Origin of the sequence: Pantoea sp. XY16, assembly GCF_025153065.1 — a bacterium.
Classification (GTDB): Bacteria; Pseudomonadota; Gammaproteobacteria; order Enterobacterales; family Enterobacteriaceae; genus Pantoea; species Pantoea alfalfae.
This window is the reverse complement of sequence record NZ_JANZNP010000004.1, coordinates 69,712-81,525: the sequence shown is the minus strand read 5'-3', so window position 1 is coordinate 81,525 and position 11,814 is coordinate 69,712. Positions and strand designations below refer to the sequence as shown.

The 11,814-nt window shown below is 55.1% G+C and carries 10 protein-coding genes; 5 read left to right on the top strand and 5 right to left on the bottom strand.

Features of this window, described 5'->3' with window-relative positions; translation table 11 throughout:
- Positions 1-57: 57 nt before the first annotated feature.
- Entirely contained in the window at positions 58-1,041 is a 984-nt protein-coding gene (locus N1689_RS05010) for an arabinose ABC transporter substrate-binding protein (protein WP_003853437.1), read from the bottom strand.
- A 365-nt stretch (positions 1,042-1,406) separates the two neighbouring features.
- On the opposite strand from N1689_RS05010, the gene N1689_RS05005 reads away from it, so the two are divergent.
- The 3 genes from N1689_RS05005 to N1689_RS04995 all read left to right on the top strand — a co-directional run bounded on the left by N1689_RS05005 (position 1,407) and on the right by N1689_RS04995 (position 5,690).
- The gene (locus N1689_RS05005) at positions 1,407-3,092 is read left to right on the top strand and encodes a ribulokinase (RefSeq protein WP_260058141.1); all 1,686 of its coding nucleotides are present in this window, start codon (positions 1,407-1,409) and stop codon (positions 3,090-3,092) included.
- 12 nt (positions 3,093-3,104) lie between these two features.
- Positions 3,105-4,604, top strand: a complete 1,500-nt coding sequence (gene araA, locus N1689_RS05000; RefSeq protein ID WP_260058140.1) for an L-arabinose isomerase — start codon at positions 3,105-3,107, stop codon at positions 4,602-4,604.
- 618 nt (positions 4,605-5,222) lie between these two features.
- Positions 5,223-5,690, top strand: a complete 468-nt coding sequence (locus N1689_RS04995) for a GNAT family N-acetyltransferase (protein ID WP_260058139.1) — start codon at positions 5,223-5,225, stop codon at positions 5,688-5,690.
- A 36-nt stretch (positions 5,691-5,726) separates the two neighbouring features.
- Here N1689_RS04995 and yjfF read toward each other — a convergent pair whose 3' ends face one another.
- The 4 genes from yjfF to ytfQ all read right to left on the bottom strand — a co-directional run bounded on the left by yjfF (position 5,727) and on the right by ytfQ (position 10,272).
- A complete protein-coding gene (gene yjfF / locus N1689_RS04990; RefSeq protein WP_161732452.1) occupies positions 5,727-6,713 on the bottom strand; it encodes a galactofuranose ABC transporter, permease protein YjfF in 987 nt (328 codons plus the stop codon).
- On the bottom strand, positions 6,710-7,726 hold the full coding sequence (gene ytfT / locus N1689_RS04985) for a galactofuranose ABC transporter, ATP-binding protein YtfT (RefSeq protein ID WP_253421811.1): 1,017 nt from the start codon (positions 7,724-7,726) through the stop codon (positions 6,710-6,712). Before ytfT ends, yjfF begins: the two co-directional genes overlap by 4 nt.
- Positions 7,719-9,239, bottom strand: a complete 1,521-nt coding sequence (locus N1689_RS04980; RefSeq protein WP_161732456.1) for a sugar ABC transporter ATP-binding protein — start codon at positions 9,237-9,239, stop codon at positions 7,719-7,721. Before N1689_RS04980 ends, ytfT begins: the two co-directional genes overlap by 8 nt.
- A 76-nt stretch (positions 9,240-9,315) precedes the next feature.
- The gene (ytfQ, locus tag N1689_RS04975; RefSeq protein ID WP_150009958.1) at positions 9,316-10,272 is read right to left on the bottom strand and encodes a galactofuranose ABC transporter, galactofuranose-binding protein YtfQ; all 957 of its coding nucleotides are present in this window, start codon (positions 10,270-10,272) and stop codon (positions 9,316-9,318) included.
- 684 nt (positions 10,273-10,956) lie between these two features.
- Between ytfQ and ydgT the strand changes: the two genes are divergently transcribed.
- Entirely contained in the window at positions 10,957-11,172 is a 216-nt protein-coding gene (gene ydgT, locus N1689_RS04970) for a transcription modulator YdgT (RefSeq protein ID WP_033782999.1), read from the top strand.
- Positions 11,173-11,282: 110 nt separating this feature from the next.
- Positions 11,283-11,726, top strand: a complete 444-nt coding sequence (locus tag N1689_RS04965) for a DUF2569 domain-containing protein (RefSeq protein WP_161732458.1) — start codon at positions 11,283-11,285, stop codon at positions 11,724-11,726.
- Positions 11,727-11,814 lie beyond the last annotated feature (88 nt).

Below are 11,814 nucleotides of genomic sequence, written 5' to 3'. Positions count from 1 at the left end.
CGGCGCGAAATCGGCTATTAAGGATGCCAGGCTGCGGACAGCCCGACAGGCTCAGGGTTACATCAGTCCTTTTTTCGCCAGTTCAGTTTTGAAGTTGTCACGGGTGATCAGCACCACATCGGTAACTTCGGTGAATTTCGGTGGCTCTTCACCTTTGCTGACCCAGTTGTAGAGCATCTGGCTGCTTTTATAGCCATGGATATCCGGGCTTGGCAGCAGCGAACCGTAGAAGCCAGTCGCCTTGTCTTTCGACAGTTCACTGATGGCATCGACGCCGTTGATGCCGATACCGATGACGTCAGCCGCTTTAAAGCCCTGGCCTTCGGTGGCACGCACGCCGCCCAGCACGGTGTTGTCGTTCATGCCGACAATCAGCCAGTGTTTAACTTCAGGATGCTGCACCAGCAGGGAGTTACCTGCGTCAAACGCGCCTGGGATATCGTTAGATTTGGTTGGCACCTGGTAGATCTGCGCTGCCGGGAAACCTGCGGCTTTGATCGCGTCCATTGAGCCGCCGGTACGGCGACGTGCGGTATCAAGTTCATTCGCGGTAATCGCCATCACGCCAGTGGTTTTTACATCCCAGCCGCGTTTCTGCATCTCTTTATAGAGTTCCTGACCCTGACGCTCACCAATTTTGGTGGCCGCCATCATCACCAGTGGCACGGTGTCCATGGGTTTACCTTTCGCGGTGACGAACTGGTCATCCACAGCGATGACTTTCAGACCATAGCCCCGCGCTTTTGCCATGATGGCAGAGCCAAGTTTCGGATCGGGGGTACAGATAACAAAACCTTTCGCGCCATTGGCCGCCAGGCTGTCGATGGCATTCAGGGTTTTTTCACCATCCGGCACGGCAATTTTGATGACATCAAAGCCAAGATCTTTGCCCGCTTTGTCGGCGAATTTCCATTCAGTCTGGAACCAGGGTTCCTCTGGTTGTTTGACTAAAAAACCCAGCTTCATGGTCTCGGCGATAGCGGATTGTGACATAACCGCTGCCAGGCCGATGGCCGCGAATGCTTTAGTGAATTTATGCATGATGCTCTCCGGTACCAGGTTATTTTTCGCTGCTAATAACGAATTGGTGTAAACGCTACCAGTTAATTTTCTTATGTGGGTACAGCCATAAATCAGTGCGTTAGGCTGGCATGTGCCGACAGACTGTCCAGACGCTGGGCTAGTTTTAGCGGTATTAGCGAAGAAAAATGTAGAGCGGTATCACACATTAAAATCACGACAAAATGATCCATATATTCAGCAAATTTAACCGGACCTTAACTTTTGCAATGGATCACAAAATCACTGCCGATGACAGAAAAGTGCATATTATCAGCCAGCGATGACTAACTGATTTGGCGCGCCGAACCCAGGATACAGGAGTTAACTAACTACAGGAGATTCCGATGCGTGCTGGAGCCATCACCCTTGGGCTGGACTTTGGTAGTGATTCGGTGCGTGCGCTGGCCGTAGATTGTCATAGCGGCAAAGAGCTGCAGAGTGCGGTGTGCAGCTACCCGCGCTGGCAACAGGGCTTATACAGCGATCCGCACACTAACCGTTTTCGTCACCATCCACAGGATTACATCGACGCGATGGAGCAGGCGCTGCTCGGCGTGCTGAATGCACTGAGCGACGATCAACGCGCCGCCGTAGCCGGCATTGGCGTTGACAGCACCGGGTCAACCCCGGCGCCAATTGACCGCGACGGCAACGTGCTGGCGCTGCGCCCGGAGTTCGCGGAGAACCCCAACGCGATGTTTGTGTTGTGGAAAGATCACACGGCGATAGAAGAAGCAGAAGAGATTAATCAGCTGTGTCACAGCGGCCGCTTCGAGGATTACAGCCGCTATATCGGTGGCATTTACTCCTCGGAGTGGTTCTGGGCGAAGATTCTGCACGTGTCGCGTGAAGATGCGGCCGTACGTGAGGCCGCGGTCTCCTGGGTCGAACTGTGCGACTGGGTACCCGCCCTGTTAAGCGGCACGACCGCGCCAGATAAGCTGCGCCGTGGCCGCTGTGCGGCCGGGCATAAAGCGCTGTGGCACGGCGACTGGAACGGCCTGCCCGATGTCGATTTCCTTAATGCGCTCGACCCGCTGTTAACCCAGCAGCTCGACTCCCCGTTATTCAAGGATACCTGGACCGCGGATCTGCCGGTCGGCACGCTCAGTCCGGAATGGTCACAGCGTCTGGGCCTGATGCAGACCGTCACGCTCTCCGGTGGCGCGTTTGACTGCCATATGGGCGCAGTCGGTGGCGGAGCTAAACCCTATACCCTGGTGAAAGTGATCGGCACATCCACCTGCGACATTCTGATTGCTGACGCAGATAAAGTCGGCGATCGCGCTATTAAAGGCATCTGTGGTCAGGTCGATGGCAGCGTCGTGCCAGGCGCTATCGGACTGGAGGCGGGTCAGTCTGCTTTTGGTGATATCTACGCCTGGTTCAGCCGTTTACTGGGCTGGCCGTTACAGCTGGCGGCGCAGCAGCATCCTGAGCTGAAGCCTCAGCTGGCTGAGATGCAAAAGAATCTGATTAAGGATCTGACCGAGGCCTGGGCTGCCAATCCGCAGCTCGACCATCTGCCGGTGGTACTGGACTGGTTTAACGGTCGCCGCACGCCAAATGCCAATCAGCGGCTGAAAGGGGTGATTACCGACCTGAATCTGGGCACCGATGCCCCCGCGCTGTTTGGCGGTCTGGTCGCGGCAACCGCGTTTGGCGCACGTGCCATTATGGAGTGCTTCGAGCAGCAGCAGATTCCGGTTGAGAGCATTCTGACACTCGGTGGCATCGCGCGGAAATCCCCGGCGATTATGCAGGCCTGCTGCGATGTGATGAACCGCCCACTGGATATCGTCGCCTCTGACGAGTGCTGTGCGCTGGGTGCGGCCATTTTCGCCGCCGTCGCCGCCGGTGTTCACGCCAGCGTACCGGATGCACAGCAGGTCATGGCCAGCCCGATTGCCGTGACGCTGCAGCCCGATCCGGCGCGCGTCGCCCGCTATCAACAACTTTATCAACGCTATCAACAATGGTGCGTGACGGCAGAACCACAATACGCCGCCCGCCCCGCTTCCGCTAAGTGAAGGAGTGGTTTTATGGAACAGTCAAATAACTACAGCGTGTGGTTTGTCATCGGCACGCAGCACCTCTACGGGCCGGAGACATTACGCCAGGTTGAAGAGAATGCACGTCAGGTCGTCGAGGGGTTGAATCAGGCCGGTTTACCCGTGCGTCTGGAGCTGAAACCGCTGGTGAAGTCACCGGATGAAGCCCTGGCCCTGTGCCGCGACGCCAACTATGACAAGCAGTGCGTCGGGATCATTACCTGGCTGCACACCTTTTCCCCGGCCAAGATGTGGATTGGCGGCCTGAGCGTGCTGAATAAGCCGCTGCTGCAATTCCATACCCAGTTCAATGCGGAGATCCCGTGGGACAGCATGGACATGGACTTTATGAACCTGAACCAGACCGCGCACGGCGGCCGTGAGTTCGGTTTCATCGGCGCGCGCATGGGCCTGCAGCACAGCGTGGTGACCGGTCACTGGAAAGACAGCGCCAGTCAGCAGCGTCTGGGCAACTGGATGCGTGCAGCGCTGGCAAAACAGGCCAGCCAGCAGCTGAAAGTCGCCCGTTTTGGCGACAACATGCGTGAAGTGGCCGTGACCGAAGGCGATAAGGTCGCCGCACAAATTCAGTTCGGCTATTCCGTGAATGGCTGGGGTGTAGGCGATCTGGTTGAGGTGATCAATGGCGTCAGCGATGGAGACGTAAATGCGCTGATCGACGAGTACGAAAGCCTTTATCGCTTTACTGATGTCGCTGCGTCTGGCGGCGAAAAACGTCAGAACGTGCTGGATGCCGCGCGCATTGAGCTGGGTCTGAAGCGTTTCCTGGAAGCGGAAGGCTGCCACGCCTTCACCACTAACTTCCAGACGCTGCACGGCATGACGCAGTTGCCCGGTCTGGCGGTTCAGCGTCTGATGGGTCAGGGCTATGGTTTCGCCGGCGAAGGTGACTGGAAAACTGCTGCGCTGCTGCGCATTTTCAAAGTGCTGGCAGGCGATCGCAAAGGTGGCACCTCATTTATGGAGGATTACACCTATCACTTCTCACCAGGCAACGATCTGGTGCTTGGCTCGCACATGCTGGAAGTCTGCCCGTCGATTGCCATTGAAGAGAAGCCTTTAATCGATGTGCAGTTCCTGGGTATTGGTGACAAAGCCGATCCGGCACGCATGATTTTCTCCACGCCAGCCGGTCGTGCGGTTAACGCCAGCGTGATTGATATGGGCGATCGTTTCCGTCTGCTGGTTAACGTGGTGGATGCTATCGAACAGCCGAAACCGCTGCCGAAGTTGCCGGTTGCCCGCGCACTGTGGAAAGCGCAGCCTTCACTGGCGACCGCTTCCGAAGCGTGGATTCTGGGCGGCGGTGCGCACCATACGGTGTTCAGTCAGGCGCTGACGCTCGACGATATGTATCTGTATGGTGAGATGAATGATATCGAAGTGCTGGTGATTGATGAGCACACCACCTTGCCAGCATTTAAAGATGCGCTGCGCTGGAACGAAGCGTATTACCGGTTGAAACGTTAATAGGTGATTGGTGCTGCCTTTCTTTGATTGGTAGCGTGCCTAAGTGATTAAAAAAGACCGACGCAGGAATTAATTCCGCGTCGGTTTTGATAAAAACTGTGCTATTCAGTCGGGAATGGCGGGCGTTACGTAAAGTCGCCGTAAATACATCCCTGTAGGCTCGGCCGCCGCATCCATGCGGCGGACGCTTTACTCCACTGCCCGCCATCCCCTCCTTTTTGTTGAGTCTGAGCGAATATTTCAAAGCTCAGAGCATCAAGCGTATTAGCAATAACTTCATGCGTCAGATGTTTCACTCAACCGCCTACGATTCCTTCCTTTTTGATAGCTCAGTGCAAGTTGTTAAAAGCCATGATCAAACCCAACCGGGAAGGAATGGTATGCCTGAAGAGCAAAGCGTCCGCGCCAGGGATGGCGCGGCCGATCCGCATGGATGCGGGAATTCTTTGCGATCAGGCATACCTTTCCTGACCTTGCACACAAATCCCATAGCGATTGTATTTCCGGACATACAAAAGAGCGCTTTAGTCTTTGCTATAACGCTACTCTTTCACCATCTTGCACTTTCCCCCACCAGCCTGTATCGCTACATACCTGATAAAACAAGGTTAAAGCGCCATGCAAATTACCGATCTGAACCAACATCCCGACTACGCCCCACAAACCGCACAACTGTTGCACACTGAATGGTCACATCTTCCTGCATGGTCGGATCATCACACTATCCTTAAGCGTTTAACAAAACGGAATCAGACCGGCTCGGCGGAATTTACTCTCGTCGCCACATCGGACGGTGAAACGGTTATCGCGACCTGTAGTGTCATCCGTTATGAACTGGACGACATCGCGGTAAGGGAATACTGGATAGGTGAAGTGGTGACGGACAAGAAATACCGGGGCCGGGGCGTGGCGAAAGCCTTGATCCAGCAGGCGATTGTCCGGGCAAAACAACAGCAGATTGGCGAGCTCTGGCTCTATACACCCGATCAACAGGCATACTATCAGCGTTCAGGATGGCAGGCGGTGGAACAGCGGCAGGTAGCGGGTGAAGCGGTCACGGTGATGGTACTGCATCTGGCACAATAAATGGCGGCTCCTGAGAGCCGCCATTCAGCCATTTATTCAGGTAGGGATTCGCTTAACCGGCGCGTTCTGCTGACGATCCCAGATCACCGTCAGTAACCGCTGCAGGGCGATAAACGCAAATAGCAGGATCCCGATGGCGATCTTGGTCCACCACGAACTCAGCGTGCCGTCGAAATTAATCCAGGTCTGAATCAGCCCCTGAATCAGCACGCCAAACAGCGTGCCCAGCACCGTACCGACACCGCCCGACAGCAGCGTGCCGCCAATCACCACCGACGCAATCGCATCCAGCTCCACACCCAACCCGGCCAGCGCATAACCTGCCGAGGTATAGATCGAAAACACGATGCCAGCCAGCGTCGCCAGCGTGGTGGAAAGCATATAAATCTTAATGGTGGTGGCTCGGGTTGAAACACCCATCAACTGAGCCGACGTCATATTGCCGCCGATGGCGTAAACCCGGTTACCAAACCGCGTGCGGTGCGCCAGAATAATCCCGCCCAACACCACTACCAGCATAATCACCGCCAGCAGACTAAGACGCCCTCCGCCCGGCACTTTCCACGCCAGACTGGAAAGCAGGGTGTAAAACGGATGATCGATAGGAATCGAGTTTTCCGACACCAGATAACTGCAGCCGCGCAGGAAAAACATCCCCGCCAGAGTAATGATAAAGGCCGGGATCTTCAGCGCATCGATCAGCCAGCCCATCATGGCGCCGAACAGCGCGCCCAGTGACAGAATCAGCGCAAACGCCAGCAACGGATCGACATGGAAATCGCCAATCGCCCGCGCCAGGAACACGCCGGTAAAGGCAATGACTGCGCCAACCGACAGATCGATACCACCCGACAAAATCACAAAGGTCATGCCGACGGCGATAATCCCGAGGAAGGCGTTGTCGGTCAGGATATTGCATATCACCCGGGTAGAGGCAAAGCCGGGAAACTGACTCAGACAAAACAGGTAACCCGCCACAAACACCAGCAAGGTGATCATCAGCGGAAGATGACGTTTAATCATGTCGGGCGTCTCCGTTTCAACATCGCAATAAACCGCGGTGACTGCAGCAGCAGCACACACATCACTACTACCGCTTTCACCACCTGATTCAGCTCCGGCGGGAAGCCGGAAAGCAGAATCCCGGTATTCATCGACTGAATAATCAGTGCGCCAATCAGCGACAACACCAGATTAAAGCGGCCACCCATCAGCGATGCACCGCCAATCACCACGGCGAGAATCGCATCCAGCTCCAGCCACAAACCGGCGTTATTGGCATCCGCACCGCGAATATCCGCCGCAACAATCAGACCCGCAACAGCGGCACAGACGCCACTGAGCGCATAGGTGGACATCACCACCAGCCAGCCCGTCACGCCCGCATTGCGGGCAGCGCGCAGGTTAATCCCCACCGCTTCGATAAACAGACCCAGCGCGGTCTTGCGCGTCAGCAGCCAGACGGCCAGCGCCACCACCAGCGTGATCCAGACCGGGACCGGCAACATCCACAGCGAGCCGTTACCAAACCAGCCGAGACTGTCACTATCGAATGTCACAATCTGCCCCTGCGTAATCAGCTGAGCGATACCACGCCCGGCGACCATCAGAATCAGCGTGGCAACAAACGGCTGAATACGCAGCAGCGCCACCAGCACCCCATTCCATAACCCACAGGCTAAACCGGTTCCCAGCGTGCAGAGAATAATGAACGGCACACCGTGTCCGGCGACGGTCAGTGTGGCGGCGGTCGCGCCCGCTATCGCCATCACCGCACCCACGGAAAGATCGATGCCGCCAGTGGCGATCACCAGCGTCATGCCAATTGCCAGCAGGGCAACCGGGGCCGCACGATTAAGAATATCGATCGGGCTGCCGAACAGGCGACCATCCTGCAGGTGCACGGCAAAAAAGTTATTGGCTACCAGACTGTCGATCAGCAGCACCAGCAGCAGCGCGGCGATTTGCGGCATCCCTGGCGGAAACTTCAGCTTACGACGTGGTGGTTTTTCAGATGTCATAGGCGACTCAAGCATGTTTTGCTCCTCCGTCCGCGATAGCATTGACGATCGACGCCACCGAAAGCTGCTCCAGCGGAATTTCTGCCACCTGCTTCAGATCGCGCATGATCAACACCCGATCGGCATAACCGACCAGCTCTTCGAGTTCAGAGGAGATCACCAGCAGCGCCAGACCATCGGCGCACAGGGATTCAATTAAACGGATAATCTCGGCGTGTGCGCCTACATCAATGCCGCGCGTCGGTTCGTCGAGGATTAAAAACTGCGGTTTAGTCACCAGCCAGCGCGACAGCAGCACCTTCTGCTGGTTGCCGCCCGATAACAGCTCTACCGGCTGCTCGGCGTGTGGCGTGCGAATGCCCAGGCTCTTAATAAAACGGTCAGCAATCGCCTGCTGCTCGCGCTTCTTAATTGGCCTTAACCAGCCGCGCTGCGCCTGCAACGCCAGAATAATATTTTCGCGAACGGAGGCTGCGCCAATAATCCCATCCGTCTTCCGATCCTCCGGGCAAAATCCCATGCCAAGCTGTGAGGCTTTCGCCGGGTTGGTAATGCGCTGCACTTTGCCTTTGATCTTCGCGGTTCCGCGATCGGCCCGACGAATACCAAACAGTACTTCAGCGGTTTCTGTGCGGCCAGATCCCAGCAGCCCGGCCAGGCCGACGACTTCACCAGGACGCACCGCCAGGTTGAAGGGTTCGATGGTGCCCTTCCTGCCGTAATCTTCAAACGACACCACCGGCTGATTACTGCGCAGCGTGCTGCCCTGACGCTGTAATGCAGTCTCCAGCAGTTCGCGACCCAGCATCAGCTTAATCAGCTCAATCTGCGGCAGCGTGGCGGTATCACGGGTGGCGATAAACTGCCCGTTACGCAGCACGGTAATCCGGTCAGTAATGCGGTACACCTGGTCGAGAAAGTGGGTCACAAAAATCAGGCTCATCCCTTTGGCTTTTAGCTGCGCCATCAGGGTAAACAGCATTTCGACTTCGCTGGCATCCAGACTCGCGGTTGGCTCATCGAGGATGAGCACCTGCGCCGAAAGATCCACCGCGCGGCAGATGGCAATAATCTGCTGCATCGCCACCGAGTAGTGGCCCAGTGGGCGCGTCACGTCGAGGGAAAAACCGTAGTTCCGCATCAGCGCATCGGCATCGCGTACCATGCGGCGACGGTCGATCATGCCAAAGCGACGCGGCTCACGACCAATATAGAGGTTATCTGCCACCGACATGTTCGGCAGCATATTCACTTCCTGATAAACGGTACCGATGCCCATCTCCTGCGCCTGTGCGGTGTTATGCGGGGTAATCGGTTCACCATTGAGGGTAATCGTTCCGGCATCACGGCTGTAAACACCGGTCAGCACTTTTATCAGGGTCGATTTCCCCGCACCGTTTTCCCCCAGCAGCGCCATGATCTCCCCTTTGCGAATATCAAAGGAAACATGACTCAGCGCTTTAACGCCGGGAAACCCTTTGCTGACGCCGCTGATGGATAACAGCGGTGTTTCATTTTGCGTGGTCATTCTGCTCACTCCGCCTCACGTCATGAAAAACCGCCCCGTAGGGCGGTCTGCGGCTGGTCTTTGGCAGGTCTGTGGATCAGTAACCCATACCCTTTTTCTTATCCAGTTCCGCCTGCGCGTCAGCAGGCAGGAACAGCTTCGACTCGGTCTTGATGACTTTAGGCGGCAGCGTGCCATCTTTTTTGAATTTCTCAAGGGCATCAAATGCCGGACCAGCCATGTTCGGTGTCAGCTCCACGTTGGCGTTGGCTTCCCCTGCCAGCATCGCTTTGTAGATATCCGGCACACCATCAATCGAGCCGGTCAGAATGTCTTTGCCTGGTTTCAGGCCGGCTTCTTTAATCGCCTGAATGGCACCGATCGCCATATCATCGTTATGCGCGTAAACCATGCAGATGTTTTTGCCGTTGTTCTCAGCCTTGATAAAGCTCTCCATCACCTCTTTACCCTTACTGCGCGTAAAGTCACCGGACTGCGAGCGGATCACTTTAATGTTTGGATGGTTGCTGATCGCTTCAGCAAAGCCTTTCTTACGATCGATTGCCACGCTGGCACCGACAGTACCCTGCAGTTCCACCACGTTACACTGCTTGTCACCCACGGTTTTCACCAGCCAGTCGCCAATCAGTTTGCCTTCCAGCACGTTGTCCGCCGTCACTACGGCCTGATAGAGCGATTTGTCTTTCACCACGATGGCGCGGTCAAGCAGGTAAACCGGGATTTTGGCATCTTTGGCTTCTTCCAGAACCGGCTCCCAGCCGGTCTGTACGACTGGCGCGATGAAGATGGCATCAACGCCCTGCGCAATAAACGAACGTACTGCCTTGATCTGATTCTCTTGTTTCTGCTGCCCGTCGGCGATTTTCAGGGTGATTCCGCGTTTTTTGGCTTCGCTTTTCGCCACGCTGGTCTCTGCCGAACGCCAGCCAGATTCCGAACCTACCTGCGAGAAGCCCACCGTCATATCTGCAGCGAGCACCGGGCCGGTTAACGCGGCGCTGACCAGCGTGGTCAGAAGTAAACGTTTCCACATAGTTTTTAATCCTCTGAAAGGCGTTTGCTATTTAGGGTAGAGAGCCTGCTTAGACTGGACTAAAAAAGCGTGCATAATGGCGACACACTTCACAAATCAGAGCAATTTAAAGGAGTTACGTGCAGCCAGACGGGTTCGCTGGTCACAGCGTTATGGATAAAACGACTGAGTAATAAAACAATGTCCGTTAAATAATTGTAATAAACAGAATCGCTTATGCTTAACGTCACTGGAAACGATTACAGACAGGCGTACTAAATGGGTTATCCGGCCTGCGATGAACAAAAAATGGGATTTGTGATTGCCCGCACAGTCGTTTGCGCGTGCTGATTGGGCGCGAAACGTTTCTATGCGCGTGGTTTCAAAAGGATTATTTCTTCTGACCGGAAATTGTCAGAAAGGAGGCATTGTTGCATTGGCTGGCCTGAAGGAATGCAAAATGATATTTAAAATACGCGTTCAACGATGTATTCCGGCATGGATTTGTGTGAGCTAATGCCATATTTACTATCATCGCGCGGGCAGGCTGGCACTGACTGCGATAAAAATAGCAGATTTGGACTTTTAATAGCTGATAAGGTGCTTTAGTCTGATTTTCGCCTTTTTTAACCGGCCCGATCTGGACAGCCCTGGCTTGCCCCCTATACTGAGCACTCCTTTGTACTTCTATCTGTTATGGCAATGATGACTGCGCACGATTACCTGCTTAAGTTCCGCAAAGTAAATAATTCAGACAGTCTGGAAAAGCTTTTCGATCACCTTAACTACTCCCTTACAAATGATATGGAAATCATCAATATGTATCGGGCTGCCGATCATCGTCGTGCCGAACTGGTTTCTGGCGGACGATTATATGATCTTGGCTGTGTCCCTAAAACGGTGTGGCGCTACGTGGTCTGATATCCGGCTGATTAATCGCTCTCTTTACCTCTGACCTTGTCCGGATGGGCGTGCCCCTCTGGACATGTTATTCTGCTGCGCTTCGACTCCCCGAGACAGGAATAACCACGATGAATGAACAGGTTGCTGCGCCGCGTATTGGTGGCTGGCTTTTGCTGCCGCTGGCCTGGCTGATAATGACCCTGTTAACCACCGTTCTGGTGCTGGCGATGTATCTGACCCCCCTCTTTAATCCGGAATGGCGTGTGGCGCTGTTTTCACACGGCAGCACCCTCCTTTCTTACTGGGCCATCTCGCTGCTTACTGCCGTGGCGGTCTGGGCCTACAGCCTCTGGATCAGCTGGCTTTTTTTTAAGCGCTCGCGCCGTTTGCCGCGCCACTATCTGCTCTGGCTGCTCATAACCGTGCTGCTGGCGCTGAAAACCTTTGCTTTTACGCCGGTTGCCGATAGCCGTGCTCTTCAGACGTTACTGCTGTCACTGCTCGCGGCGGCGGTATTTGCACCCTATTTCAAACGTTCAAAGCGGGTAAAAACCACCTTTATCGCGCCGTAACGCTGTGAGTTATGTCAGGAATTTAATTCTGAGTGCGGTCTGCCGCCTTGCGGGAGGCGCGGATATTGAGATACGCCGCGCTATCAAT

Bases quoted from the DNA above. Each gene is read 5' to 3' on its own strand.
- N1689_RS05005 (WP_260058141.1), top strand. From the start codon at position 1,407: ATGCGTGCTGGAGCCATCACCCTTGGGCTGGACTTTGGTAGTGATTCG.
- yjfF (WP_161732452.1), bottom strand. From the start codon at position 6,713: ATGATTAAACGTCATCTTCCGCTGATGATCACCTTGCTGGTGTTTGTG.
- N1689_RS05010 (WP_003853437.1), bottom strand. From the start codon at position 1,041: ATGCATAAATTCACTAAAGCATTCGCGGCCATCGGCCTGGCAGCGGTT.
- N1689_RS04965 (WP_161732458.1), top strand. From the start codon at position 11,283: ATGAATGAACAGGTTGCTGCGCCGCGTATTGGTGGCTGGCTTTTGCTG.
- N1689_RS04980 (WP_161732456.1), bottom strand. From the start codon at position 9,239: ATGACCACGCAAAATGAAACACCGCTGTTATCCATCAGCGGCGTCAGC.
- araA (WP_260058140.1), top strand. From the start codon at position 3,105: ATGGAACAGTCAAATAACTACAGCGTGTGGTTTGTCATCGGCACGCAG.
- ytfT (WP_253421811.1), bottom strand. From the start codon at position 7,726: ATGCTTGAGTCGCCTATGACATCTGAAAAACCACCACGTCGTAAGCTG.
- ydgT (WP_033782999.1), top strand. From the start codon at position 10,957: ATGACTGCGCACGATTACCTGCTTAAGTTCCGCAAAGTAAATAATTCA.
- N1689_RS04995 (WP_260058139.1), top strand. From the start codon at position 5,223: ATGCAAATTACCGATCTGAACCAACATCCCGACTACGCCCCACAAACC.
- ytfQ (WP_150009958.1), bottom strand. From the start codon at position 10,272: ATGTGGAAACGTTTACTTCTGACCACGCTGGTCAGCGCCGCGTTAACC.